This window comes from Pseudomonas sp. Wu6, assembly GCF_019891515.1.
GTDB lineage: Bacteria > Pseudomonadota > Gammaproteobacteria > Pseudomonadales > Pseudomonadaceae > Aquipseudomonas > Aquipseudomonas orientalis_A.
The window spans coordinates 39,001-64,776 of the sequence record NZ_JAFLXH010000018.1 but is presented as its reverse complement, the minus strand read 5'-3'; the positions used below and the strand labels follow the sequence as shown (position 1 = coordinate 64,776).

Annotated in this window: 20 protein-coding genes, 1 tRNA gene and 1 pseudogene; 7 read left to right on the top strand and 15 right to left on the bottom strand. The window is 58.2% G+C overall.

Annotated elements, in window-relative coordinates; all coding sequences use genetic code 11:
- The first annotated feature begins 152 nt into the window (after positions 1-152).
- The 3 genes from J1G34_RS14315 to J1G34_RS14305 are packed head-to-tail and all read left to right on the top strand — an operon-like array spanning position 153 to position 5,075.
- Positions 153-1,814 (top strand): GMC family oxidoreductase, encoded by a 1,662-nt coding sequence (locus J1G34_RS14315; RefSeq protein ID WP_222994237.1) that lies wholly within the window; start codon positions 153-155, stop codon positions 1,812-1,814.
- Complete coding sequence (locus tag J1G34_RS14310) at positions 1,801-4,233, top strand: flavin-containing monooxygenase (RefSeq protein WP_222994236.1); 2,433 nt, start codon at positions 1,801-1,803, stop codon at positions 4,231-4,233. The genes J1G34_RS14315 and J1G34_RS14310 overlap by 14 nt, the downstream gene beginning before the upstream one ends.
- Positions 4,230-5,075: an SDR family NAD(P)-dependent oxidoreductase gene (locus J1G34_RS14305; RefSeq protein ID WP_222994235.1), complete on the top strand. Its 846-nt coding sequence runs from the start codon at positions 4,230-4,232 to the stop codon at positions 5,073-5,075. The genes J1G34_RS14310 and J1G34_RS14305 overlap by 4 nt, the downstream gene beginning before the upstream one ends.
- A gap of 238 nt (positions 5,076-5,313) precedes the next feature.
- Here J1G34_RS14305 and J1G34_RS14300 read toward each other — a convergent pair whose 3' ends face one another.
- The 10 genes from J1G34_RS14300 to J1G34_RS14255 all read right to left on the bottom strand — a co-directional run bounded on the left by J1G34_RS14300 (position 5,314) and on the right by J1G34_RS14255 (position 13,795).
- The gene (locus J1G34_RS14300; RefSeq protein ID WP_222994259.1) at positions 5,314-5,493 is read right to left on the bottom strand and encodes a hypothetical protein; all 180 of its coding nucleotides are present in this window, start codon (positions 5,491-5,493) and stop codon (positions 5,314-5,316) included.
- A 93-nt stretch (positions 5,494-5,586) separates the two neighbouring features.
- Positions 5,587-6,429, bottom strand: coding sequence for a coiled-coil domain-containing protein (locus tag J1G34_RS14295; protein ID WP_222994234.1), 843 nt, complete (start codon positions 6,427-6,429; stop codon positions 5,587-5,589).
- A 98-nt stretch (positions 6,430-6,527) separates the two neighbouring features.
- A complete protein-coding gene (locus J1G34_RS14290; RefSeq protein WP_222994233.1) occupies positions 6,528-9,416 on the bottom strand; it encodes a DUF927 domain-containing protein in 2,889 nt (962 codons plus the stop codon).
- Positions 9,413-9,685, bottom strand: a complete 273-nt coding sequence (locus J1G34_RS14285) for a DUF3077 domain-containing protein (RefSeq protein ID WP_222994232.1) — start codon at positions 9,683-9,685, stop codon at positions 9,413-9,415. Before J1G34_RS14285 ends, J1G34_RS14290 begins: the two co-directional genes overlap by 4 nt.
- A complete protein-coding gene (locus J1G34_RS14280; protein WP_222994231.1) occupies positions 9,682-9,966 on the bottom strand; it encodes a hypothetical protein in 285 nt (94 codons plus the stop codon). The genes J1G34_RS14285 and J1G34_RS14280 overlap by 4 nt, the downstream gene beginning before the upstream one ends.
- Before the next feature lie 527 nt (positions 9,967-10,493).
- The gene (locus J1G34_RS14275; protein ID WP_100491540.1) at positions 10,494-10,799 is read right to left on the bottom strand and encodes a hypothetical protein; all 306 of its coding nucleotides are present in this window, start codon (positions 10,797-10,799) and stop codon (positions 10,494-10,496) included.
- Positions 10,796-11,050 (bottom strand): helix-turn-helix transcriptional regulator, encoded by a 255-nt coding sequence (locus J1G34_RS14270; protein ID WP_222994230.1) that lies wholly within the window; start codon positions 11,048-11,050, stop codon positions 10,796-10,798. Before J1G34_RS14270 ends, J1G34_RS14275 begins: the two co-directional genes overlap by 4 nt.
- A gap of 80 nt (positions 11,051-11,130) precedes the next feature.
- Positions 11,131-12,069, bottom strand: a complete 939-nt coding sequence (locus J1G34_RS14265) for a hypothetical protein (protein ID WP_222994229.1) — start codon at positions 12,067-12,069, stop codon at positions 11,131-11,133.
- 246 nt (positions 12,070-12,315) lie between these two features.
- Entirely contained in the window at positions 12,316-13,551 is a 1,236-nt protein-coding gene (locus J1G34_RS14260) for a tyrosine-type recombinase/integrase (protein WP_222994228.1), read from the bottom strand.
- Between the two features lie 167 nt (positions 13,552-13,718).
- Positions 13,719-13,795 (bottom strand) — tRNA-Arg (locus J1G34_RS14255).
- Between the two features lie 370 nt (positions 13,796-14,165).
- Here J1G34_RS14255 and gabD point away from each other — a divergent pair.
- The 4 genes and pseudogenes from gabD to J1G34_RS27660 form a co-directional block, all read left to right on the top strand.
- On the top strand, positions 14,166-15,608 hold the full coding sequence (gene gabD / locus J1G34_RS14250) for an NADP-dependent succinate-semialdehyde dehydrogenase (RefSeq protein ID WP_065893843.1): 1,443 nt from the start codon (positions 14,166-14,168) through the stop codon (positions 15,606-15,608).
- 181 nt (positions 15,609-15,789) lie between these two features.
- On the top strand, positions 15,790-17,067 hold the full coding sequence (gene gabT / locus J1G34_RS14245; protein WP_065883128.1) for a 4-aminobutyrate--2-oxoglutarate transaminase: 1,278 nt from the start codon (positions 15,790-15,792) through the stop codon (positions 17,065-17,067).
- 356 nt (positions 17,068-17,423) lie between these two features.
- Positions 17,424-18,758 (top strand): amidase, encoded by a 1,335-nt coding sequence (locus J1G34_RS14240; protein ID WP_222994227.1) that lies wholly within the window; start codon positions 17,424-17,426, stop codon positions 18,756-18,758.
- Between the two features lie 16 nt (positions 18,759-18,774).
- Positions 18,775-18,963: pseudogene (locus J1G34_RS27660) on the top strand (ADP-ribosylglycohydrolase family protein); the annotation flags it as partial.
- 4 nt (positions 18,964-18,967) lie between these two features.
- Here J1G34_RS27660 and J1G34_RS14235 read toward each other — a convergent pair.
- From J1G34_RS14235 to desA, 5 genes are all read right to left on the bottom strand, one after another.
- Positions 18,968-20,164, bottom strand: coding sequence for a hypothetical protein (locus J1G34_RS14235; RefSeq protein WP_065895898.1), 1,197 nt, complete (start codon positions 20,162-20,164; stop codon positions 18,968-18,970).
- A gap of 13 nt (positions 20,165-20,177) precedes the next feature.
- Entirely contained in the window at positions 20,178-21,065 is an 888-nt protein-coding gene (locus tag J1G34_RS14230) for a nitrilase family protein (protein ID WP_065883122.1), read from the bottom strand.
- 115 nt (positions 21,066-21,180) lie between these two features.
- Complete coding sequence (locus tag J1G34_RS14225) at positions 21,181-23,124, bottom strand: flavin monoamine oxidase family protein (protein WP_222994226.1); 1,944 nt, start codon at positions 23,122-23,124, stop codon at positions 21,181-21,183.
- Positions 23,125-23,401: 277 nt separating this feature from the next.
- On the bottom strand, positions 23,402-24,403 hold the full coding sequence (locus J1G34_RS14220) for a sensor domain-containing diguanylate cyclase (RefSeq protein ID WP_065936123.1): 1,002 nt from the start codon (positions 24,401-24,403) through the stop codon (positions 23,402-23,404).
- 188 nt (positions 24,404-24,591) lie between these two features.
- Positions 24,592-25,776, bottom strand: a complete 1,185-nt coding sequence (gene desA, locus J1G34_RS14215; RefSeq protein ID WP_057725344.1) for a delta-9 fatty acid desaturase DesA — start codon at positions 25,774-25,776, stop codon at positions 24,592-24,594.

Genomic DNA, 25,776 nt, shown 5'->3' with positions numbered 1-25,776 from the left:
AGCATTCGGATCTTTAACAAGGCGCGTCACCATTGAGTCGCACGGTTCGCCGTTCCAACAACAATAAAAGGTCACCGCAGCGCCTGGTCAAGCCAGGTCGCGCGTTTGCGAAGCCGCAAACGCCGCTCTGCCTTGCCCAAGGAATAACAACCATGAAAAAGACTTTCGATTTCATTGTCGTCGGCGGAGGTTCCGCTGGTTGCGTGGCGGCCGGACGGTTGTCCGAAGATCCGGACACCAGCGTCTGCTTGCTGGAAGCGGGAGGGGAGGGACGGTCCAGTCTGGTCCGTATTCCTGCTGCGACAGTGACCATGGTACCGACCAAGGTGAACAACTGGGCCTTCGACACTGTTGCGCAGGCCGCGCTGCTAGGACGTACGGGGTATCAGCCGCGAGGCAAGACGTTGGGCGGCTCTTCGTCGATCAACGCCATGATTTACGTGCGTGGGCATCAGTGGGATTACGACCATTGGGCCTCTCTGGGCAATCCTGGCTGGGGGTACAAGGACGTCTTGCCGTATTTCCTGCGCAGTGAGCATAACGAGCGCCTTGATGATGCCTGGCACGGCAGAGACGGGCCGCTATGGGTCAGCGATTTGCGCTCCGACAACCCCTTTCAGCAACGTTTTCTGGAGGCTGCCCGCGAGACCGGGTTGCCGCTCAACGACGACTTTAATGGGGCAGAGCAGGAGGGGGTCGGTGCCTATCAAGTCACGCAAAAACATGGCGAGCGCTACAGTGCGGCACGCGCTTATCTGCTGCCCCACATTGGCGTGCGCGATAACCTGAGCGTTGAAACCCGCGCCGAAGTGCAACGCATTCTGTTCGAAGGTACTCGTGCTGTGGGTGTGGAGGTGTTGCAACACGGGCAGGTTTACGTCCTTCGAGCTCGGCGTGAAGTGATCCTTGCCGCAGGTGCGTTCCAGACCCCGCAGTTATTGATGCTCTCCGGCGTGGGGCCGAAGGTGGAGTTGCAGCGCCATGGCATCCCGTTGTTGCACGAACTGCCGGGGGTCGGGCAAAACCTGCAGGATCATCCGGATTTTGTCTTCGTCTACAAGACAAACAGCCTCGACGCCATGGGCGTTTCCCTGGGCGGCTGTCTGAAAATATTGAAGGAGATCTGGAGATTTCGCCAAGAGCGTCGCGGCATGCTCACCTCTAACTTCGCTGAAGGGGGAGCGTTTCTCAAAACCTGCGACACATTAGACAAACCGGATATCCAATTGCATTTTGTCGTCGCCCCGGTCGAAGACCATGCGCGTACCTTGCGCATGGGGCACGGGTTATCGTGCCACGTCTGTCTGTTACGCCCGCGTAGTCGCGGCAGCGTTACGTTGGCGAGTAACGATCCACAAGCGGCACCGCTGATCGATCCGGCGTTTCTGAAAGATCCGCAGGATCTCGAAGACATGGTCGCGGCATTCAAACTCACCCGTCGTCTGATGCAGGCTCCTTCACTGGCCAAGTGGATCACACGGACCCTGTACACCGAAGGGGTCGAAACCGATGAGCAGATTCGCACTCTGCTGCGTGAGCGCACCGATAGCGTCTATCACCCCGTGGGCACGTGCCGAATGGGCGATGATCCATTGGCCGTGGTCGACGCTCAACTGCGCGTACACGGCTTGCAAGCTCTGCGCATCGTCGACGCATCAATTATGCCGACCCTGATTGGCGGCAACACCAATGCGCCTACGATCATGATCGCCGAGAAGGCCGTGGACTTGATTCGTGGTCTCCCGCAGACGCATTCGTCCGCCCGTTTCGAAAACGCCGTCGCTGCTAAAGAGGTGCCTCATGTCACAGCCTGAAGCGCAAGTCGATAATCAAGCGGACAAGCCCCTGAGCGCCATTATCATCGGTACGGGGTTTGCCGGCATAGGTATGGCCGTGGCCCTTCAAAAGGCAGGGGTGAAGGACTTTCTGATCCTGGAGAAGAAACTCGATGTTGGCGGCGTCTGGAGGGACAACAGTTACCCCGGTGCCGCGTGTGATGTGCCTTCGCATTTGTACTCGTTCTCGTTCGAACCGAACCCGGAATGGAGCCGGGTGTTCGCACCCCAGGCCGAAATTCATGCCTATCTGCGTCGTTGCACAGAGAAGTACGGGTTGCATCCCTCCATTCGTTTTGGCGCTGAAGTGTTGTCCGCTGAATTCGATGAAGCCAACTCGCTCTGGCGTGTGATTCTAAAAGACGGCCAGGTGCTGAGTGCTTCCCTGTTGATCAGTGGTACCGGCCAGCTCAGCCGTCCGGCATTCCCCGCGCTGTCGGGTATGGAGCGCTTCAAGGGCCATGTGTTCCATTCAGCGACCTGGGACCATGATTATCCGTTGGCCGGTAAGCGGGTGGCGGTGGTCGGTACCGGTGCGTCGGCGATTCAGTTCGTACCGGCGATTGCCGCAACTGTCGGGCACCTGAAAGTCTTCCAGCGTTCGCCGGCGCACCTGATGCCACGGCCGGACCGCGCCTACTCCGAAAGGGAAAAGTCGCTTTTTCTCAGAATGCCGGGGTTTATGCGCGCCTACCGCGCTCTAATCTATCTGCGCTACGAATCACGCGCGCTGGCCTTCACCCGTTTCAAAGGCCTGATGAAGTGGGCGGTGGGGGTGCCGTTTCGTCGATTACTGGCCGAGCAAGTGCGCGATCCGTCGTTGCGACAGAAGTTGACGCCGGATTATCCGTACGGCTGCAAACGTATTCTACTGTCCAGCGAGTACTTCAAGACCATGAGCCGGTCCAATGTGGAGCTGGTGACGCAGGGCATTGTGCGGGTCAACGAGAGCGGTATTGAGACCGTTGACGGTGAGCGACATGAGGTGGACGCGATCATCTACGGCACCGGTTTTGCGGCAACCGAGTTCCTGGCGCCGATGCGTATCGTCGGACGTGGGGGGGTGGACCTGAACTATGCCTGGCGCAATGGTACGCGTGCCTATCTTGGGTTGACTGTGCCCGAGTTTCCGAACTTCTTCATGTTGTACGGACCGAACACCAATTTGGGGCACAACTCAATCGTTTATATGCTGGAGAGTCAGATTTCTCATGTCATGCGTTGCTGGCGTATGCTCAAGGACACAGGTGCCAATACTGTCGAAGTTGATTCGAGCGTGTATCAACGCTTCCACAGGCGTACTCAGCGGCGCCTGGCCGCTACGGTATGGAGCGGCTGCAAAAGCTGGTACGTCGATGCCGCCGGTAATAACAGCACTAACTGGCCGGGTTTCACACTCAGCTATCGCGGGTTAACTCGTTTTTCAGGCTTGCACGCCTATCGTTTCAGCCGTCCGTTCGAGGGTGGTTCGACCATAGCAGCCCCCACGGGGCTAAAGGAAAAGCTGAGTGCTGGGTTCTTAAGGCTGTTTTTGCGCACCACATTCCGTTCACTGATCGGTCCGGGCTTGAGCGCTGCGGCGCAGCGTAAAGTGGTGCGCGTGTTGTCGGCATTGATGCCGGGTACGCAAGGTGTGTTTCAGTATCGTCAATTGGTCAATAACGTACCGGTGCAAGTAGTTGCTCCTAAGCAAGGCGAAAACGGTGGGGTGATCCTGTATTTGCACGGTGGGGCGTTTTGTGTGGGGTCGCCGCATACTCACTGGAGCATTACAAGCCGTCTTGCCAGGAGCTCGGGTATGTCGGTGTGGGTGGTTGATTATCGATTGGCACCGGAGAATCCGTGTCCTGCGGGGCTCGATGATGCGTTGCTCTGCTACGAGGCGCTGAGGGCTCAGGGCTATACACCCTCACGGATTTTCCTGGCGGGTGATTCAGCCGGAGCTTCGTTGGCGCTGTGCCTGGCGCTAAAACTGCGCGACATATACGTTCGCTTTGCCGGCGCGCTGTTATTGATGTCGCCGATGGTCGACCCACGTCTTAGCGGCACCTCTATGTCCTCGCGCAAAAAGCAAGATCCGATGATCAGTCGAGGCTGGCTGGAGCAGGGGTTGAGGTGGTATGCCGGTGAGCTGATGGAGCAGCCGCTGCAGGTCAGCCTGAAAGGGCTACCGCCGATGATGGTTCAGGTCGGCGACGATGAGTTGCTGCTGTCCGACTCCACTCGCTTAGCCGAGCACGCCATCTGTAGCGGAGTCGATTGTCGTGTGGAGATCTACATGACGCGGTGGCACGTCTTTCAATTGCAAGCGTTCTACCTGCGTTCAGCGGCAAATGCGCTACAGGCCATAGGCAGTTTTGCGCAGGGGCAACTGCCCCGCCCAGGAGAGCAGCAATGAAACCCTACGTGCTCAACGGCCGCGTGGTGGCTATCACGGGCGGTGCCGGCGGTCTTGGGTTGGCTCTGGCCAAGGCGCTTCGCGCCAAAGGCGCCCGGATCGCGCTGCTTGACCTCGATGGCGCGCTTGTAGATGAGAAGGCTCGTGAGCTGGGCGGAACCGATGTCGCAGCTGGCTGGCAAGCAGATGTCTGTTCTCTGGATAGCGTCGAAACAGCCATGGCTTCGGTCGTTCAGCATTTTGGCGGAATCGATGTGGTGATTGCCGGCGCAGGCATCTACGTCGTCGACTCCATGGCCACTATGGAACCTCGTCTATTCGAGCGCCACACCGACATCAACCTCAATGGTGTCTTCCGTACGTTCCGTGCGGTGCTGCCTTACGTGAAGGAGCGTAAGGGCTATCTCATGGCGATCTCGTCAATGGCTGCATTCATCCATGGCCCGCTCAGCGGTCACTATGCGGCTAGCAAGGCAGGGGTCTGGGCGCTGTGCGACAGTGTCCGACTTGAGGTACGTCATCTTGGGGTCGGCGTAGGATGCGTGCACCCGACATTTTTCAGGACCCCAATGATGGATGCTGTACAAGCTGATCCAGTCGGGAACAAGGTCTGGGGCGGAAACGAGAAGGGGCTATGGAAAATGATTGGACTCGATGATGTCATCCTCAGCATCGTCAAGGGTATCGAGCGCCGTTGTGACACTGTGATTATTCCCAAGCGCAATACTTTAGTTGCATGGTTGCCAGGCATATTTCGCCGTGTGGTCGAAGCAGTCGGCTTCAAGGATGCGGATATTGTCGAGACCATCCGACTCGCCCAGCAAGCACGCGGCGGAAAATAGGAAAGCTTAATTTCCTCTTGACCCCTACCAATATCTTGATGCCAATCACTGCTGATGGCCGGTTAGCGACTGTCGCTCTGATTAGCCATCCTTGTCTTTCCACACGTGGAGGACTTGTCGTGGCCGGAAGCGGTCATAAGTTCGCAGCAACCACAGACCGAAAGCCGAAAAATCTGGGGTATTTTTTGTAATGGAAGGATCTAGCTAGGCGGAAGCTTCGTAGGCTTCCGCTTCTTCATCACCCTCCCTTTCTTTTGAGTTGGACGTCAATGAAATCAAGCTCTGCCTTGATTGCATCAATCGTGAGTGTCTCGACTCGAGTGCTTTTATTTGCTTTTACATTGAGCTTCTTCATGCCAGCCATGCCGACAATTATCCCGTTCAAATGCAGCTTTCGGGCCTTTAGGTAATCAGGCATCTGAGCACTGTTCTGTGGTGGTTTATTCATGGTTAGACCGATGGTTGGCCCGAAGCAGCCGACCCTTGCCGGTTGCTTCGGGGAAGGTTTGAGTTAGGCCGCCAACAGGTCAAGCAGGCTGTGTTGGTGTGAGCGATCCACGAGTTCGCGCCAGGTCCAGCTTCCGAAGTGCTCCCCCTGTTCAGGGATATCCAGTTTCATCAGTGCAACAGGGTCACGGCTAATCAGGTTGCGTGCTGCCCACAACTTGCCGCCGGTTTCCAGCAGCTCTTTCGCAGCCTCGTTCCACTTTTCTTCTAGTACTGTATTCGCTAGATGTGCGGCTTGGTTCTCGATCTTGGCGCGTTCTTTTTGTGCCTCTGTGATATGCAGATCAATTGTCACCAGCTCCTGCTCCAGGGCGGTGATGAGCAGTTGTTGGCGGCGGTGATGCTCAGCCGCAGACGTGAGGTTTTTTGCTGCCTTTTGAGCTTCTGCATTAGCCGCTTTCTCGCCCTCTACATCGCCCCAGGCGACAGCCTGTGCATAAGCGGTGGCTGCGTCCGTTTCAGCTTGTCGAGCTTTTGCCATCTCTTCCTGATCGCTCTTGCGGACCTGCTGCAACCGGGTCTCGATGCTGCTGCGCTTTTCGTTGAGTTCCATCTCGTCGGCTTTCCAGTTCGCCATATCGCTGAGATAGCCCGCAGCCAAGCTCTCACGGTTTGCCAATGTCTCAAGGCGATGAATCTTTTGATTCAGGTTGCTGATCTCCAGTTTTCGCGAGTCGATGCGTCTTTTGTGATCGTTGATTTCATCCTGCACGGCTCGTTGACGGCCCTGCTGGATGACCTCTGGGGTTTCCAGCGCCTCTTCGAGGGGAGCAAGGTCACCCTGAATGCTCTCAACTTCGAGTGTCAGTTGGTCGCGGCGGTCTTTCAATTCTTGGATAGTGTTCATTCGTATTGTCTCTGGGTATTGCGGTTGATAGGGATGGTTGTCGAACGGCTGGCGAGGCCGGTAATGAGCCGGCGCTACCTCGATCAGCAGGCATGCCGTCAGGCGGCCTTGGCCTCGCTTTCATCCGTTCCAGGAACTGTCTTCACCACATAGCAGCGTTGAGGCCCTAACCCGGGTAGGCGAATCAAGCTGTACGCCTTTCCGTCACTACCCGGCTCAAGCACGCCGCGTTGCAGCAACTCCTTGTTCACCGCATTGATGTTCATGCCTTTGAAGATCTCGGCCCTCCAGGCTTCAGGCAGAACGTAGTAGGTGTTAGTGGTGTGCAGGGCGTCGCCCATGCCGTGTTCCATCGTCTTGCGAAAGCCCAACCGATCAATCGTGCGCGGCCCGTGCTCATCGATCTTGGCGGCGGCAGATTCCCAGCGGGTAAAGCGGCTTTCTCCAAAGCGCTCGATGACCTGTCTCAGCCGCGCCACGATCGCATCCCCCTCGAAGTTACCGGCGCCGCCGCGTTCGGCTAGCCATGCATGCAGGCAAACCCGTGCAGCCGTTGTGGCCGTACCATCAGGCCAACCGGTGACGCCGAAGGCGGTGGCCAACTCTCCGGCCGCTGCTGCGAGGCCAAAGCGAAGGGCGGCACGTTGCGCTTGACCACTGGCCGACGCGGGTAGGTTTTGAGTGATGAACTGCTCCACCGTGCGGCGAATGATCACCGTCCATCTGAGCATTTCGCCAGGCGCGCACAGTGCGTGCAGGAAAGCGGTGAGGGGCGTGCCGTAGTATTTGGCCACGCGGGCCTTGAGCGCATCGGAGAGGGCGGCAGCGTCCTCAAAACCATTCAGCACATCGAACATGCCGAGGCCTTTGCTGGCATCCGCTGGCACGGCGAGCATGCGAACCTCCATACCCGCTTTCAGCTCCTTGTTTGCGTCCGCCATGTGCTGCGCCAACGTCTTCTCGCCGGTCGAGAGAAACAGCAAGCGCCACTCCTGCACCTGTCGGCCCGCTTGTCCTCGATCATTCGCCCGGGCCTTGCCGGTGCCATTGCCGAGCATGTAGACCGTCTCGCCGATAATGCGCGGGTCGCACATGCCGATTTCATCCAGCACCAGGAGGCCGTCTGAGTGTGCAGCGGCGATGGACTCCAAGGCGTTATCTGTCGAGCGCCACGAACGCACCAGACGCGGCCCGCCATAAACCGAGGCTGCGACTTGCAAGTGAGTGGTCTTGCCGCCGGAGCTGTCGCCGTAGAGGTGGAAGCCGCCCGACTCATGCCCCAGCAGGTTCAGCAAAGGCCCTGCAAACGCCACAGAGACGACAAACGCCAAGCGGTGGTTGCCAACGCACAGTGCGCCGATTTGCTGCTGCCATTGCTCCAGAGAGCCCGCCTCGCTGATCGGTGGCAACTGCGCACCGGCCTCATAAAAATGCAGGTGTTCGGCGTGCGAGCCAATCTGTTGTTCGGGCAATAGAAACGCCTTGTCGTGCCAGCCCAAGCGCGTTACCAAGCGTGCGCGCTGGGCGCTGTCGAAGCCGCCGAGATAACTCTGCAGATCATTGCGTGCGTTACGCCCGGATCGACTTCCTGCAAGGCGCAAACCCATGTCTACCAGTGGACCTAGTACGTCCTTGCCGAAGTCACCGGTCATGGTTCGGGCTGGAATGTTCCAACGTTTTTTGGCGCCGTCCGGGTCGTCGAACTCGACCAACAAACCCCAGTTGTGGCCCTTGTCGTCGCGAGTGCGAGCGATGATTTCCAGAGGCGAACAGACGGGGCGCGCGTCGCCATCATCACCGGAATAAAACACCCCTTCAGGCGTCAGGCGAAAGCCGCCTGGCAACAGATCATTTTTCGATTTCGCGGGGCGTTTGGCGGGCGCCTTGGCCGCCTGTTCTCGGGGTTCAGTTGGCTCAGCGGCACTGCCGGAAAACTCACCGCTGCGCACCAGCTCGGCGACGTGCCCAGCGGTCCAGCCTTTGGCTAATGCGTCTGCTGCATCGTCGCCGTCAGCCCATTTTCCACCTTTGACGAGTGTCGGCTTGCCTCCTTTGCTGCTGGGCTTGAGCTTAAACACGTCGAGCGAGATTCGTTGCACTGACGCGGCGCCCAGCTCAATCAGCTTAAGCTCCACGGCGTCCATGCAGGTCTTGCCGCTGGCATCGTTATCCGGCCATAGCAGCACCGTTCGCCCTTTGAGTGGCGTCAGGTCGGCTTTGTGCCAAGAATTGGAGCCGTTCGGCCAGCACGTGGCTACGTGGTCGGGCATTAGTTCAGTGGCGGCGTCAGCAGCCTTCTCGCCTTCACACAACACCACAGGCGCATCGACACGCTGTGCCAGTTCATCCAGGCGCAGCAATGGCCGTGGTTCCGGCAATCCTTGCCAGCGCCATTGCGTGGTTTGTTCGTCGGAGCGCTTGCACCAGGTCAACGGCGCAAAGACCTTTCGCGGTTTGCCGCCTTCATCTGGGCCTAGGTCGAAGCGATACAGCGCCATGACCGGTTGGCCCTGTACGTCGCGATAGATCCACACTTTGGACGGAACACCGTGTTGCCGGTGTCTGGCTGGGCACTTGTTCATGGCCTCGGCCGGGATCGGCTGAATTGCGATCCACTCCGGCGTTGCGCTCTTGGCCGGTGCGCTTTTGGTAGTCGCAGAACCTGCGGAAACACTGAGCAGGTCCGCAAGCTTTTTGCAGGCCTCAACGTCCGTGCCGCCGTCGATGTAGCGCACCAGGTCGATCAGGTCGCCGCCCTTATCGCCGGTGGCAAAATCTGCCCAGGTGCCTTTGCTCAAATTAACCTTGAGTGAGCCTGCACGTTTGTCGGTGCGCGTAGGATTCGGTGTTGTGTATTCCTTGCCGCCGTCGACGCGTTTGCCGTTCGGCAGCCATTGAGCAAGCACGCGTTCGATGTTCTTCAAGGCAGCGCTTTTTACGTCGGCAAAGCTGGGGCGTTTTGAGGTGTTGCCGGTGCGCTGAGTCATGGTGCGATCCTCGACTCAAGCAACGCCTCGTTCACGTCATCGATCAGCGCTTTGGCCATCTCGCCGAGGTAGAACGCGGGCCAACTAAAACGCTCGCCCGCATCGCTGATGGCGGCGTCGAGGATCAGTTGATTGGCGTGGTGCAGAATTTGGGCGACGGCTTCAAGTGCGTCTTCCAGCGGGATACCGGCATTCACCCGAAACAGGTTTTGGCCGTTACCGTTGGCAGGGGAAAACTCGGAGCGTCCACGCGTGCTGGAGTGGGTCACAGCGCACCGCCTTTCTGGCCCATCGGCACAGAAGAGGCATCACCGTACATGGTGAGTGTTTTGATCAAGCCCAAGGTGCCGCGCACGTCCCAAATAACAGACGACAGCACGCGGTTGGAAAGCATGGGTTTATCGCCGTCTAAGTGATCTTCCAACAGCATGAGGACTGAGTCGGCACGGTCGAGCGCACAGGTGATGGCGTCGATAGGCAGACCGGCTTCGGCGTCCGGGCTGACGCAGAGTAGATCCTCGGGCAGTGCAAAGCCTGGGAGCATGCTCATTTGGCACCCCCTGCGGCTTCCAGGGCGCGAGCCTTGGACATATGGGCATTGTAACGGGAAAGGCGTGTAGCGAGGCTGGAGTTGGCGTGTAAAGCGGCGAGAGCCATTGCTCGATGAGCGGCGGCGCGAATTTTGGACGGATTGAGGGCAGGCATAGGTGACACTCCAAGTTTGAAGATGGAGCTGCCACTGATCGTCGCCAAACGAATTAGGGTGGCAGCTGTGCGCAGGTTGGCGAACCGGGAACTTGGAACCCGGCAGACCCGAAGGTCTCCCACGCACAGCTGCCATAACACGAAACGGCAGGCACAAAAAAAGCGCCTGCTGTCGGATGGGGCGCCTGTGCGCCAAGTAACTCGGGTCGCCAAACCCGGTCGCTGAATTTGCAGCGACGAGCAGAGGGTAACGTCCGTTTTTTGAAAGTGCAACTGTGCAGATGACTTGCGGATTTTTTCGATGCGGCATAAATTGATCAGGCATGTAGATTTACCTCAACGCCTCCGGTTGCCGCCGGGGGCGTTTTCGTTTCAGGCATGGACTTCCCAGCTCAGGGAAACAAAGGGCAAGAGGTCGCCTTCGAGGCAGGCGCGTGCATCCTCATAGGCGTCGATTTGTTGGCCTTCGTCGACGATGATTGCTTGGGGGGCTTGGCAGGGAACTGACAATGCGCACCAGATGCCATCTGCCCATCGCATCACCATCACATCCCGGTTAAGGCGTTTTTGCTCTGTGCGGTGGCGTTCAAAACGCTGCATACCTCGTGATGAGAAACCGACATTTCTGAGTACAGAAAAGGGCTGCAAGATGGCCCTGTTGGCTACACGATTTTTCATGCCGCCACCTGATCGCGGGCAGCGATGCGTGCGCGTGTCCATGCCTGAACTTCCCCCAATACCCACGCAACCGGAGCGCTTCGGGCATTGCTGTTACTCAGCTTTACCGGCAACGGGAATCCGCTATCAGGTTGACGCATCAGCTTGTAGATAGTCGGGCGTGCGAGCCCTACGATTGAAATGACCTCGGGCATGCGGATGAGGGTCATGGAGGGGTCATGCGAGGGAATTGCTTTTATTGCGGTAGTCATAGCGAGCTAACCCTTTGTTAATTGAGACAACGGGTCATACGCTACGCAGGGGAGGGGGAGTGGACTGTGTCTACTCCCTTTTATTTCAGAGGTCTAAGGCCCAGAGCGATCAAGTGCTCTCGAATGGTTTTTTTCGTGCCGTGGCCCGCCTGGTCGAAAAGCAGATTGGTCAGTTCAGCATCGGTCAGACTGCGCTTTTCACTTCTCCGGCCGTTAATGATTTGCTCAGCAGCCGCCTTGATTTTTGCCCGCCTATCCATAGCCAGGGTCTGTATCGCTGAGCTGGGATCTCGGTTCCCCTTACCGGCTTCTTGGCCCCTTCTCGTCGCCTTTGTCGACAAGGCATCGTCGAGAATTCGATGCATCAGGCTTGATGCGTTGAAGCCTTTTTTAAACACATCCATCTGCTCCACCTGGCGATAAAGACTCGCCATCAACAAAGCCTGGTTCGCCTCACCTAACAACGTAGCGAAGTTTTCTCGTGCTCGGATTTCGTTTCCGCTACTGCGGTCCCGCTCTTTTTCGATCAGGGCAAGGTACTGGCGGGGTGAGTCATGTTTCAGCTGTTCTATCAGATCTGCATCGATGTCGTAGGTCGCAAGCTCAAGATCGAATAGCCAATTTGCAAGCGTTTCCACAGCCTGAGTTCCCAGTACCAAGGCAATTGTCGCCACAAGCTGTGAGTCTGCTGCGGAATGACTGACCCCAAGATACCGTCGAATGACACTAGGCAATGAGCCTGCCTCTGCAAAACTGGCATGCTCGCTAATTGCATCGCGAAGTCGATAAAGGGTTCTTGTTACCGACTCTGCGCACTGAGCGTAGGAGCCGTCCTCAAGCCAGAACGATGTAGCGGTGTTGATCAGATCGAAGGCATCTTTGAAGTGTTCGTTGAACTGCGGAAATAGCACAAGGTTGCGAACGGCAATCTCGACTTCGTCCTGATCCCACACCAGGCACGCTACGTCGACGCCTGCAATTTCTAGCTCCTCTGCCTCGATGCCTTGTTCAATGTCCATTTAGGTCTCCCCGACGCCCCGAGGTCAGTGGGCTAACGCAGCGATTTGCGGATAAAAACGCCGATGCCAGCAGGGTCACGGTTGTGGCCGTTCTGTAACACGACTCCTCCATGTAACACGTGGTGCTCAAAAGTTTTTCAGCGCGTGTAATGCTGAATATATTCAATAAATACAATGACTTATTAGTTTTTGTAACGCGCGTAACACCCGTAACACTATTTTTGAAGGGGTATAGGGTTAACGGCTTCACACAGCCTTCCCAAATTGACCTTGCACTACATTTCCGGCCACTAGGGCATCAAGGTAATCGGCGTACCACTGCATCATCAATCTGCGCTGAGGCAGGTACACCGCTTTGTTATAGACTCCGGCAATACCCTCCTTTGCATGAGAGAGCTGGGCCTCAATGTGATTCTCATCGAAACCCTGCTCATTGAGTATGGTGCTGGCGATGTGACGAAAGCCGTGTCCTGTTTGCCGACCGGCATATCCCAGTCTGCGGAGCGCCATTAGAAAGACGGTGTTGCTACGGGGGATTGTCCTGTCTTTCCTACCTGGAAATAGGAGAGGGTACGCACCTGTAAGTGTTCGTAACTCAGTGAGCGCTTCAATTGCCTGTCGAGAGAGGGGCACCACATGTTCGCGACGACGTTTCATTCGCTCGGCTGGGATCGTCCATAGCTTTTTGGAAAGATCGATTTCTGACCAGCGTGCTTCTCGGATCTCGCTCGGGCGCGATGCTAATAAGGAAAGCAAGCGAAGCCCTATACGAACGTCCTTTGCGTGAGGGTAGGAGCTGATCGCTCGAAGCAGCGCAGGCAGTTCTTCAATCGAAACGTGTGCATAGTTTTCAGCGCTACGTGATTGCAGGAATTTGCTGAGACCTTCAAGGGGGTTGTGGACGGCTCGTCCTGTTACGCGGGCCAGGTCGTAGATCTCTTTGCAAAAGGCACGAACTCTGCCCATTTGTTCAATGATCCCCTTCTGCTCCATGCCGCGTAGAAACTCCATCCATTCCAGGGGCAGTATTTCTGTGTATACGCGTTTGCCGAACACGGGGAACACGTGCAGCTCAAGTGCGCCAAGCACTCGTCGAGACGTACCTGATTCCCAGCTTGTGCGTCTGGCCTCAAACCACTCGCGCCCTAACGCTTCAAAGGTGTTGTTGGCAGCAACCTGGTCTGCAACCTTCCGAGCTTGCTTGCTCACTAATGGATTTTTGCCGGTCGATGCGTCTTCCCGCAGTTGAGCTGCTTTCTGTCTCGCCAATGAGCCACTGATTTCCGGGTAGCCGCCGAGACCCAGCCAAGACCATTTTCCATCTGGCTTTTTGTAGCGCAGCTCCCATGATTTCTGCCCGTTAGGTTTCACCCGGAAGTACAGGCCATTCCCGTCCTGCTCCCGATACGTCGTGTGCTCAGGCTCCAGACCTGCAAGAGTGGTGTCTGCTAAGGGGCGGCGTTTGATTTCAGTGCGCTTCACTTCCTGTATGCCTCCAGTTATAGGAATCTCAAAGCATACACGTGGGCATACACGGCGGGAAGTTATAGGGGTAGACAGGGATGGATAGCCAGAAACAAGAAAGCCCGCACGGGGCGGGCTTCTTGGGGCGTTTCGTAGACTGTCTGAGACAGCCCGAGACTGCTATATGGTGCACCCGGCGGGATTCGAACCCACGACCCCTGCCTTCGGAGGGCAGTACTCTATCCAGCTGAGCTACGGATGCTTGTGCGGGCGACATCATACCCATGTCGACCTTGGGCGTCCATGCTGGTCTTTGGGCGTTTGAGTGTAGGAATCTGCCGTATAGAGGCCCTGCGCTGGGCGCCACTGAACGACGCAATGAAATCTGGGCCAGTTACGCTGATCAGAAAAATCCGGCAAAAGCCCCGTTTACGTTCTTTTTTTCGAACAGCCTATTGCCCCTTCCCCCCATTGATCCTAGGATTCGTTTGAGATTTCAAACGCTCTGTCTCCCGTGCGCGCTTTATTGATGTTGCGCACCGAGGCTGATTTCCCTGACGGCAGCCCACAAGGCGCCTTTCAATAACTCTAATTCGCTCCGCGTGCGCGCGGTGCTGTTAAGGAAAGCCTACATGCAGCTCAAAGATACCCAGTTGTTCCGCCAGCAAGCCTTCATCGATGGGGCTTGGGTCGATGCGGACAATGGTCAGACCATCAAGGTCAGCAACCCGGCCACGGGCGAGATTCTCGGTACTGTGCCAAAGATGGGCGCCGCGGAAACCCGCCGCGCCATCGAAGCGGCCGACAAGGCCCTGCCGGCCTGGCGTGCACTCACCGCCAAGGAGCGCGCCAACAAGCTGCGTCGCTGGTTCGAACTGCTGATCGAAAACCAGGACGACCTCGGCCGCTTGATGACCCTCGAACAAGGCAAGCCGCTGGCCGAAGCCAAGGGTGAAATTGTCTACGCCGCCTCCTTTATCGAGTGGTTCGCCGAAGAAGCCAAGCGCATCTACGGTGACGTGATTCCCGGCCACCAGCCCGACAAGCGCTTGATCGTGATCAAGCAGCCGATCGGCGTGACCGCAGCCATCACCCCGTGGAACTTCCCCGCCGCCATGATCACCCGCAAAGCCGGCCCGGCCCTGGCCGCTGGTTGCACCATGGTGATCAAACCGGCCTCGCAAACGCCGTTTTCGGCCCTGGCCCTGGTTGAGCTGGCGCACCGTGCCGGTATTCCCAAAGGCGTGCTCAGCGTGGTCACCGGCAGCGCCGGCGACATCGGCGGCGAGCTGACCAGCAACCCGATCGTGCGGAAATTGTCCTTCACCGGCTCCACTGAGATCGGTCGCCAGTTGATGGCTGAATGCGCCAAGGACATCAAGAAGGTCTCCCTGGAATTGGGCGGCAACGCGCCGTTCATCGTGTTCGACGACGCTGACCTGGATAAGGCCGTCGAGGGCGCGATCATCTCCAAGTACCGCAACAACGGTCAGACCTGCGTGTGCGCCAACCGTCTGTATATCCAGGATTCGGTGTACGACGCGTTTGCCGAAAAACTCAAAGTGGCCGTGGCCAAGCTCAAGATCGGCAACGGTCTGGAAGAAGGCACCACCACTGGCCCGCTGATCGACGAAAAAGCCGTGGCCAAGGTCAAAGAGCACATTGCCGATGCCCTGAGCAAAGGCGCCAAGCTGCTGGCCGGTGGCAAGGCGATGGAAGGCAACTTCTTCGAGCCGACCATCCTCACCGACGTGCCGAAAAACGCCGCTGTGGCCAAGGAAGAAACCTTCGGGCCACTGGCGCCGCTGTTCCGTTTCAAAGACGAAGCCGAAGTGATCGCCATGTCCAACGACACCGAATTCGGCCTGGCCTCGTACTTCTACGCCCGCGACCTGGGCCGTGTGTTCCGTGTGGCTGAAGCCCTGGAATACGGCATGGTCGGCGTCAACACCGGGTTGATCTCCAACGAAGTGGCGCCGTTCGGCGGCATCAAGGCCTCGGGCCTGGGCCGTGAAGGCTCCAAGTACGGGATCGAGGATTACCTGGAAATCAAATACCTCTGCCTGGGCATCTAAGCCCTGTAAGAGATTGCAACAGACGCAAAGGGCACGAGAGCGCTGTCCCTTTGCGTGTTTCACGTCGTTATTCGCAGTGGCCGGGAAAGCTGTGGCAGTCGATCATCGCATGCTGCCGTAGTTGCCTCCCCGTCACCTATCCTTGAACCACGCCGCCCGATGAGCGGCGAATGAGGACTTTATGAGCAAGACCAACGCATCCCTGATGAAACGCCGCGAAGCCGCTGTACCGCGCGGTGTTGGCCAGATTCACCCGATCTTCGCCGAATCGGCGAAGAACGCCACCGTGACCGACGTAGAAGGTCGCGAGTTCATCGACTTCGCCGGCGGTATCGCCGTGCTCAACACCGGCCACGTGCACCCGAAAATCATCGCGGCGGTGACCGCGCAGCTGAACAAGCTGACCCACACTTGCTTCCAGGTACTGGCCTACGAGCCCTACGTGGAAGTCTGCGAGAAAGTCGCGGCCAAGGTGCCAGGTGATTTCGCCAAGAAAACCCTGCTGGTCACCACCGGTTCCGAAGCGGTGGAAAACGCCGTGAAAATCGCCCGCGCCGCCACTGGCCGTGCTGGGGTGATCGCCTTCACCGGCGCTTACCACGGCCGCACCATGATGACCCTGGGCCTCACCGGCAAAGTCGTGCCTTACTCGGCCGGCATGGGCCTGATGCCAGGCGGTGTGTTCCGTGCGCTGTATCCGAACGAACTGCACGGTGTGAGCGACGACGACGCCATCGCCAGCATCGAGCGCATCTTCAAGAACGACGCCGAGCCGCGTGATATCGCTGCGATCATCATCGAGCCGGTGCAGGGTGAGGGCGGGTTCTACGTCGCGCCTAAATCGTTCATGAAGCGTCTGCGCGAGCTGTGCGACAAACACGGCATCCTGCTGATCGCCGACGAAGTGCAAACCGGTGCCGGCCGTACCGGTACCTTCTTCGCCATGGAGCAGATGGGCGTTGCCGCCGACCTGACCACCTTTGCCAAATCCATCGCCGGCGGCTTCCCGCTGGCCGGTGTGTGCGGCAAGGCCGAGTACATGGACGCCATCGCCCCGGGCGGCCTGGGCGGCACCTATGCCGGCAGCCCGATTGCCTGCGCCGCCGCACTGGCGGTGATGGAAGTGTTCGAAGAAGAGCACCTGCTGGACCGCTGCAAGGCTGTCGGCGAGCGCCTGGTGACCGGCCTCAAGGCCATCCAGGCCAAATACCCGGTGATCGGCGAAGTGCGTGCCCTGGGCGCGATGATCGCGGTGGAACTGTTCGAAGATGGCGACAGCCACAAACCGAACGCCGCAGCCGTTGCTGCGGTGGTGGCCAAGGCGCGTGACAAAGGCCTGATCCTGCTGTCTTGCGGTACCTACGGCAACGTGTTGCGTGTACTGGTGCCGTTGACCTCGCCGGACGAGCAATTGGACAAGGGCCTGGCAATCATTGAAGAGTGCTTTGCCGAGCTGTAAGCGGCAAGCCACAAGCTTCAAGTAATAAACGCTTGCAGCTAGTAGCTCCCACCTCGCTGCGCAAAGAAGCCGCCTCCTGAGCAAAAAACGCATATGCGGTTTTTTGTTCACGGGGCGGCTTCTTGCGTGATGTGCAGGCATTGCCGCTGGCCTGCTGCACCTCTTACCACATCCAGGACGGGGCAGGGCCGACCTGGCGCCGGCAAGACGATGGGACCTCGCACGAGGCTTTCCTGCCGGTGTCTTTATCTGACGGGCTCATCCCAACTCATTATGCGAAGCGGATGACATACATCTGCCTGCGGATCAGGCAGAGTTCCTGCTATCCACCCGTATGTGCAGGAGGTTTTTCACTCATGGCTCAACCTCATGGCTTCTTCCAGGGCAAAACTGTCGCAGAGCTTTCCCGACAGGTGCGCAACCAAGAGGTACGTTGCGTTCAACTCACTCAGGCGGCGTTGGACGCTATCCATCAACAGAACCCTGCGATCAATGCCTTCGTCTCGCTTAACGTGGCTGAGGCACTCCACACCGCACAATTGCTCGATAGGGAGATCGACGAGGGTCAGTATCGCGGGCCGCTGCACGGTATCCCCATCGCAATCAAGGACAACATCGATACTCGGGGTATGCCTACGACGTATGGTTCTCACCTGTTTCAAAACCACTGGCCTACGACTGATGCGCGTTGTGTCGCCCTGCTCAGGGCAGCCGGGGCGGTGGTGGTTGGTAAAACGCTGACCAGTGAGTTTGCGCTCGGCCCAACGGGCGAATTTTCATTTCAGGGGCCGTCTCACAATCCTCACGACCTGAACAGGGTCACGGGTGGGTCCAGCGCAGGGAGTGCCGCAGCGGTTGCCGGGGGGATGGTCCCCATCGCGATCGGCACTGATACCGCAGGGTCCATTCGTATTCCAGCGTCTTTTTGTGGCGTGGTTGGGCTCAAGCCTAGTTACGGGCGCATTTCTCTCGAGGGGGTTTACCCTGTCAGCGCCACCCTGGATCATGTCGGTCCACTGGCACAATGTGTAGAAGACATTGCCATACTGCTGGATGTACTCAGCGTCTCGCCAATAAGCTGCGTGAAACCTGCCGACAAACCTCGGGCGGTATGGGTGGACCCCAAGGCGATCCACGATGTGGACGAGCGCGTGCTTGCATGCTGCCGTGCACGATTCCACGCGATATTTGATACCGGACAACGTGCCGCCGATTTCGAAGCGCTGATTCCAGCGGTTCAAAGTGCTTTTAAAACCATTCTGCTCGCCGAGGCTTACGCCGTGCACAGTGCGTACCTGGAGGATGAGGGCAGCCATTTCAGCAGTGAGCTGAGAACTCGCCTCGCATCCGGCAAAGCGATTAGCGCCTGGCAGTATCTGAATGCGCTGGGAAGCCGCAAGTTGCTGCAGAGCCAAGTGGCTGAACTATTCGAAACAACTGATTTGCTGGTAATGCCATCTACCGCGATTGCGCCACCACGGTTTGGTCTCAAGAGCGTCACTGTCAACGGCGTTGAACATCCCATTCGAGAGGCCATCAATGGCTTGACGAGCGTCTGGAACCTGCTTGGTTTACCCGCCATCAATGTCCCCGCTGGCACCGTGGATGGTCTGCCCTGCGGGTTGCAAATCATTGCTGGCCCGAACCAGGATGAAAAGTTGTTGGCGTGGCTGGCGGCGCTGCAGGTTTAGTCTGCGCGCTCCGGGGTTGGCGGCTGCGAACCTGGGCGACGATGCAGGCATCACTGCCGCCATCGTAGGCCAGGTTGCAGGTGTGTATTACGGTGCGCAGGGCATTCTGCAGGTCTGATTAAACGCACTGTGGATGCGGGGCCAGATCCACGCCATTGCCTTGGCGCTGATGCAGGTGACGCACCAGGAAACCAGCCCATTCTGATGCGTTAATCCGCAATCACCATACCGATCAAAGGTACGATCAACACCGTACTGATCGCCATGGACAATACGTTGCCGATATACGGATGCATGTAGTCAGGCAGGCGCCCGGCAATTGCGCAGGCCAGCGGCGGGGCGATCAGGGCTCCCAACAATGCGCTGGTTACAATCACTGTCGCGTTTCCGCCATAGGTCAAGACGGCAGCGGGCACCACAGACACGAGAGGTACATAGGTTGGGTACCAACCACGCTCGCGCCATTGCCGGCGCCACAGGATGATGCCGATCAGAGAAGTCAGCGCTTGACCTGCAATCAGGTGTGGCAACCATCCAGATCCATAAGCGGGGCTCATTGGATTTAATGCATAGGCCAGCAATACCCCGGCGAGCAAACCCAGGCTGGCCCACTCATTGCCAAAGAATGGGGCTTCGGAGAAGTCCGCCAGCACGCGACGTAACGTCCAGCGTATGCCGTAGTCGGGTGTTTTCAGCGGGGCGGGGGGAGGGATGCCGGCCTTGGTTTCAGTTGCACGGCTGACCAGCGCCGGAAGTGCGCGGCAGAGTAAAAATGCGACCACGCTACCTAACGCCATGCCCAGGACATTGCCAATCACCACTGGCAAACCCAGGGGAATACAGAGGTAGTTGACCATCAACAGGCAGCTCGGCGTCACCAAAATCGCGCCGAGCAAGGCGCCGTTGAGCGTGACCTTCCATCCCCCGCCAAACAGCAACACCATGGCCGCCGGAAGTGACACAAATGCAGCGAACGTTGGTTGCCAGGAATCCGCTGTCAGGGTCCAGCCCCAGATCGCGTTGCTCAGCAGCAGTCCCAGCAATGAACTGGTCACCAACCAAGGCCAGAGCCCCGTGCCGTAGGCGATGCTGAAGCCTTGCCAGGCTTGCGCGTACCGACTGGCCCAGTAACCGAAAGCACCACCGAGCAGCAGACCGAGTGATGCGAACTCGTGTTTGTAGAAGGCCACTTCGCTGATATCGCCGACCACCCAACGTAACCACGCTATTGGCGAGGGCAGGCTGTCCATCATGTCGTTGTAACCTGGCCAGAGTACCGGTGCCGAGGTGGAGTAAGACACCGACAACGCAGTGAGTGACGCGACCAGGATGAGCGTGGCCGAGATCAGCATGACAAGGTGGCGAACAGATGAGTCCGATGACACTTTTGTGGGTATGTAATCCATGATCGACCCTCCGTCAGCGTGGCAGGCACGGGTGAAGGTGGTAGCCGAGCATCGTGTCATACAGGTCGCTCCGGCGATCCCGTTGCAGGTCGTTAAGGCTGTTCCAGATCGGCGCGCTGCGGGCGCTGGACAAGTCGATGTCGGCGTAAATGATCGCTTGCTCGTCGGATGAGGCGATTTTGCCGATGGGCCAACCGTTGGTGCCGGCAATCAGCGAGCACCCCAGGTAACGCGCATCCTGTTCTTCCCCGATGCGGTTGGCGGCAGCAATGAACACGTTGTTGGCGTGGGCGGCGGTCATGGTCAGGTAAGAGGCCATGCATTTGCCCGCTTCGTCGAACAGGGGCGGCGGGGTCCACACCCAGTTGTTCAGGCTGCAAATGATGTCGGCGCCTTGCTGGGTCAGTATGCGTGGGACTTCGGGGAACCAGATGTCCCAGCAGATCAGTAAGCCTATGCGGCCTATGGATGTTTCAAATACGGGGAATCCAAGGTTGCCAGGGGTGAACCAGAGTTTTTCCTTGTTCCAGAGGTGGGCCTTGCGGTATTTGCCAATCAGGCCATCGGGGCCCAGCAGCACTGCCGTGTCGAACAGCTGCATGCCTTCGCGCTCGGCCAGGCCCGCCACAAGATGTATTTGGTGAGCCTGGGCGAAGTCCATCCACGCCCGCAGGCTGGGACCGCCTGGAACGGGTTCGGCATGTAGATAGGCATCATGGCGATTGTTGAATAGATAACCGGTATTGGCCAACTCCGGAAGCACAATCAGATTGGCGCCATTGTTCACCGCTTGCAGGGCAAGGCTGAGGCTGGTTTCAAGGTTGGAGGCGCGATTGTGGGTACCGACTTGCGGATCAAATTGCACAACGGCGACGCGTACCGGGCTCGTGGAATCGTTCATCGTATAGACCTCTTTTTATTGTTATGAGCCCACCGGATCAGGTGGGCGTTTAATAGAAAGTCTTTTTTGCTTGTGCGTCAGTAGGCTGTTTCCTTTAGGGTCGTAGGCAGCTGCTCTATCGATTTGGCGGCCCTTGGTACCGGGGATATTCATCCAGGGTAAAGCCCCCATTGAACTTGGCGAGGGTGGTACTGCAGAGGTTGATCACTGCGTCGACGGCGCCACGTAGGCACGGCTCGGTCCAGCCCGCATCCACGGAAAACGATTCCCCGGCCAGATAAAGGCCGCTGACATGGGCATAGTCCCGGTTGTACTGCATCAAGCTGACTGCGTCGTAGTAGGTCCCCGCGCGATAGAGCTTGGCGCACCCTAGTGCGTTCTTGTCGGTCACCCAGCGTTGGACGATGGCGTTTTGTTTGTCGATGTAGGGCGATATCGCCGTTTTGATATTGGCGCTGCGTAAGAGGATGCGGTCCAGTTCCGTGACGCACTTATCGACCAAGGTTTGGTCGTCGAAAGAAGCCAGTTTGGTCGCGTCATCCTCCCAGGTGTAACTGAGCAAGATGCAGTCATAGGGATAGGCGTTGTGGTAGCGGTAGGTGTACACATCGTGGATAAAACTGTCGGTGACCATGATCTGGGGGATTTTTTTGTTTTTCGACAGAAAGCTTTTCTTGAGCGGCGCATAGACCTTGCAACTGGTTTCCCAGTGGGCGGTTTTGTAAGCATTGGTGACGGAATACGGCAGCATCGCCTGGCTGAAGTTTTCCAGCTGAATGTGTGTTTCGATAATCCAGGATGGCAGTGTCATGATCACGGCATCGAAATCTTCATGGCGTTCTGATGTGGTTGTGGGACTGCTGACCTGCCAGTCATAGGTCAAGCGGATTTGGCCGTTTTCAAGCTTGGTCAAGCGAGTCACTGAGGTGTCGGTAAGAAAGCCCTTCCCGCGTTGCCGACTGTGATCATAGAAGGACTTGCCGTCTAACTTGGCCTCCATAAAAAGCAGGCACTCGTCCAGTGCCGTTAGCCCCAGGTAACGCGGCGCATCGAACGGCAAGTCATTGCAGTCTTTGAGGGTGGTTTCCCCTAGATAAGGTGACGGAGCGGGATTGCCGTTAATGCCGACGCGCCCATGCACCAGTTGGAGTTGACTGCTGAAACCGAAGATCGCAGTACGTAAAGGGTAGAGGCAGCACACGTCATAAAACGCCCCCCAACTGCCATCGCCGATACCGATGGAATAGAAAAGGGTGGACTCTTCCTGGGTCATGCCGAGACCGCCAAAGTCCTCAGGAGTACGGGTGCTCCACGTAACGCTCGCCAACGCCACCAAGTCACGAAAGGACAGGCTTTGGTAACGTGCGACGATAGCGGCCCATAAGGATTCCCATAGTGGCGTGCCATACATCTGGGCGACTTCGTGCGTCATCTGATCGGCAAAACGGCACCACTTGGCATACACCTCCTGCAATTTTTCTGTTGGAGGTGGCGTGTGGCCTTGCGGGTTTTTCCAGATAAGCATCTGTGGCTGTGGCGTTCCCTCAAGTAACCCTTCGCGCAGGTAAATGCCGGTGTTGCGTACATGCGATGTGCCTGGGTTGGGAAAGTCGGACAGCTGCAGTTCAAAGAGTTTGCAATAGTAGGCCAGCAGCGATTGCCCATCTAAAGGCGATTCACCTGCCTGATTGAACATGGGCATGCGCATGGCGCCCATCTCGAAGGGGGTCTGGCCCAGCAGTGGAGATTGGCTGCGATTGAGCATCGATAGGTGACGCCCGCCAACCCGGTGAGACTGTTCCAACAATGTGACGTTGTTGAATCCGCACCGGAGTAATTCGCGCGCAGCGGTCAATCCGGTGATGCCAGCGCCAACGATGCAGATTTTGTAATCGGGTTGGGTTGCCTGGGCGATGCCAAAATCTTGTTCGACCAATTTGCGATAGTTGAAGCACAAGTCCGGAGGACTTGGGAACCGGCCTCGCCATGACGATGGGGCGTGGGCTGTTAAGTGCTTGGCGACCAGGGCGGGGTAGTCGTAGGTGGATCCGATGGTCATGGTTCATGCTCCAGAGTCTGGCCGGTCGGGAGGAATGACCGGCGGCAATGGCGAATGAATTTAGTACCGCGAGGAGGTGGCGGGGGGGTAGATCTTTGTGGTGAGGGTTGGGAGTCGGCTGGAGCGCGGGGCTGCCATCTTTCGACGGTCGTCCTACGGAGAAAATGCTATGAGTGATTGTTGTGGCCCAAGCGCAAAATGCGTTTTGGCGCAAGCTGCGCAGTGTGGAATAGAGACCTTGAAAAAAGCTGCGGGCAAGCCCCGTATTGGCCCCGACCTAACCCGCAATCACGCGGTTCTTGCCCTGACGCTTGGCCTCATACATCGCCGCATCGGCGCGGCCGAACAGTTTGTCCAGGGTTGAGTCATCTTCGCGCAGGCTGGTCAATCCCTGGCTGACCGTCACGGTAAACGCGTGGCCTTCGACACTGAAACTCAGCGCCTGGATTTCCTTGCCCAGTCGCTCGGCCACCTGCAAAGCCATCTCCGGGGCGCAGCCGGGCAGTACGGCGGCGAATTCTTCGCCACCGATGCGCCCGAACAGGTCGCCACGGCGCAACACGCCACGCCCGCTTTCAGCGATGCGCCGCAGCACTTGGTCGCCTTCCAGATGGCCGTAGGTGTCGTTGATGTCTTTGAAATCGTCGATGTCCAGCAGCAGGAATGCCAGCGGCGTGCCCTGCGCACAGGCGCTGTCAAAGGCCTGGTTGGCGAGCTCGAAGAAGTGCCGGCGGTTGCTGCTCTGGGTCAGCACATCGGTGGTGGCCAGGCGATGCAGTTCCAGCTCCAGGTGCTTTTTTTCGGTGATGTCCTCGGCGATGCCCACGACGATCATCGGCTTGCCCGGCTCGGCCTGCTGGTTGATGTAGCACTTGTCACTGAGCCAGCGGATCTGCCCGTCGAGCGTGACGATGCGGTATTCGCGGTCTTCCACGGCGCCCTGCTCCAATACACGGGCCAGGCTGTGTTCGGCATAGTCGAGGTCTTCGGGGTGGATGCTGTTGCGCCATTCCCGATGGTCGGCCAGGAGCAAACCGGCGCTGCGGCCGAATATCCGTTCGTAGGCGGGGCTGACGTACAGCACGCGACGGGTTTCCCAATCGATGGCCCACAGCACGGCGTTCACGCTCACCAGCAGCGAGCTGAGCAGCTGCTCACGCGCACTCAGGCGCTCGACCTCACCCTGGGCATGCATCAGCGCCAACAGCGTCGACGCGGCCGCCGGGCGCGGTGGCTGGGCAGAGGACACATCAGGCGTGCAGGGCTTTTCGTGAACCATCGGAACAACTCTCTCTGGGCGCGCCGCAGGATGGAACAGCGGTCACTACAAGCGGTCACCATGATGGCGAAGTGTTCTTTGAGAGAGGGGAATTGCGGTGAAGTTCCGTGATCGGGCTCGATTGGCGGTGCCCGGAAAATGGCGTCAGAAAGCCAATGTGCGGGAGGGCGAGCCCTCCCGCCGTCGCGTCAGACCCCTGCAGGGCGCAGTGAATAGGTCTTCAATTGGTGGGCAAAATCGCGCAGGGATTGGATACCGCTGGCTTCGGCTTCATGTACCCATTCCTTGATCGCCGCGAGCATGTCGTGGCCGTTGGTGCTGGTCTTGAGCCAGATCTGCTGCAGCGCCAGACGCTTCTCGTAGATCACGCTCAGTGCCTGGCTGTGCTCCAGCATGCTTTGGATGCGCACATGGTGGCGATCGCTCAGCAGGCTGGTTTCCCGCGACAACAGGCGCTTGGCGCGGTGGAACTGGTGGCGGACCGAGTGATCGACTTTCTCCAGCTCCTGCTTGACCAGCGGGCCGATGACCAATTTGCGGTATTGGGCCATGATCTGGAAGCGGTTGTTGAGGATCGCCATGGCGGTGTCCATGTCCAGGTGGCCCTTGCCTTCGACGCGGTGGGCGATCGGTGCGACGCGCTGCACCTTGGCCAGGCGCAGGAAGCTGAACACCTTGATCCAGGCCCAGCCCAGGTCGAACTCCCATTTCTTGACCGACAACTTGGCCGAGTTGGGGTAGGTGTGATGGTTGTTGTGCAGCTCTTCACCGCCCACGATGATGCCCCATGGCACCAGGTTGGTGGCGGCATCGCGGCATTCGAAGTTGCGATAGCCCACGGCATGGCCCAGGCCGTTGATCACACCGGCGGCCCAGAACGGAATCCACATCATCTGGATCGCCCAGATGGTGATGCCGATGGTGCCGAACAGCAGCAGGTCGATCACGCCCATGAGCGCCACGCCCAGCAGCGGGAAACGCGTGTACAGGTTGCGTTCGATCCAGTCGTCCGGGCAGTTCTTGCCGTAGATGCGCAGGGTCTCGGGGTTTTCCGCCTCGGCGCGGTACAGCTCGGCGCCTTTGCGCAGCACGGTGGACAGGCCCTTGATCACCGGGCTGTGGGGGTCATCGACGGTTTCGCATTTGGCGTGGTGCTTGCGGTGGATAGCGGTCCACTCGCGGGTGTTCTGCGCCGTGGTCAGCCACAGCCAGAAGCGGAAGAAGTGTTTCAGGCCGGCATTGAGCTCTAGCGAGCGATGGGCTGAATAACGGTGCAGATAGACCGTGACCCCAATAATGGTCACGTGGGTCATCAACAGCGTGACTGCCACCAGTTGCCAGGCTGACAGGTCAAGAAAACCGTTGTACCACAT

Excerpts from the sequence above, each read along its gene's own strand:
- gabT (WP_065883128.1), top strand. The coding sequence starts at position 15,790 with ATGAGCAAGACCAACGCATCCCTGATGAAACGCCGCGAAGCCGCTGTA.
- J1G34_RS14275 (WP_100491540.1), bottom strand. The coding sequence starts at position 10,799 with ATGAAAAATCGTGTAGCCAACAGGGCCATCTTGCAGCCCTTTTCTGTA.
- J1G34_RS14310 (WP_222994236.1), top strand. The coding sequence starts at position 1,801 with ATGTCACAGCCTGAAGCGCAAGTCGATAATCAAGCGGACAAGCCCCTG.
- J1G34_RS14235 (WP_065895898.1), bottom strand. The coding sequence starts at position 20,164 with ATGGATTACATACCCACAAAAGTGTCATCGGACTCATCTGTTCGCCAC.
- J1G34_RS14240 (WP_222994227.1), top strand. The coding sequence starts at position 17,424 with ATGGCTCAACCTCATGGCTTCTTCCAGGGCAAAACTGTCGCAGAGCTT.
- J1G34_RS14230 (WP_065883122.1), bottom strand. The coding sequence starts at position 21,065 with ATGAACGATTCCACGAGCCCGGTACGCGTCGCCGTTGTGCAATTTGAT.
- desA (WP_057725344.1), bottom strand. The coding sequence starts at position 25,776 with ATGTGGTACAACGGTTTTCTTGACCTGTCAGCCTGGCAACTGGTGGCA.
- J1G34_RS14305 (WP_222994235.1), top strand. The coding sequence starts at position 4,230 with ATGAAACCCTACGTGCTCAACGGCCGCGTGGTGGCTATCACGGGCGGT.
- J1G34_RS14280 (WP_222994231.1), bottom strand. The coding sequence starts at position 9,966 with ATGAGCATGCTCCCAGGCTTTGCACTGCCCGAGGATCTACTCTGCGTC.
- J1G34_RS14225 (WP_222994226.1), bottom strand. The coding sequence starts at position 23,124 with ATGACCATCGGATCCACCTACGACTACCCCGCCCTGGTCGCCAAGCAC.
- J1G34_RS14220 (WP_065936123.1), bottom strand. The coding sequence starts at position 24,403 with ATGGTTCACGAAAAGCCCTGCACGCCTGATGTGTCCTCTGCCCAGCCA.
- J1G34_RS14290 (WP_222994233.1), bottom strand. The coding sequence starts at position 9,416 with ATGACTCAGCGCACCGGCAACACCTCAAAACGCCCCAGCTTTGCCGAC.
- J1G34_RS14300 (WP_222994259.1), bottom strand. The coding sequence starts at position 5,493 with ATGCCTGATTACCTAAAGGCCCGAAAGCTGCATTTGAACGGGATAATT.
- J1G34_RS14315 (WP_222994237.1), top strand. The coding sequence starts at position 153 with ATGAAAAAGACTTTCGATTTCATTGTCGTCGGCGGAGGTTCCGCTGGT.
- J1G34_RS14265 (WP_222994229.1), bottom strand. The coding sequence starts at position 12,069 with ATGGACATTGAACAAGGCATCGAGGCAGAGGAGCTAGAAATTGCAGGC.
- J1G34_RS14270 (WP_222994230.1), bottom strand. The coding sequence starts at position 11,050 with ATGACTACCGCAATAAAAGCAATTCCCTCGCATGACCCCTCCATGACC.
- gabD (WP_065893843.1), top strand. The coding sequence starts at position 14,166 with ATGCAGCTCAAAGATACCCAGTTGTTCCGCCAGCAAGCCTTCATCGAT.
- J1G34_RS14295 (WP_222994234.1), bottom strand. The coding sequence starts at position 6,429 with ATGAACACTATCCAAGAATTGAAAGACCGCCGCGACCAACTGACACTC.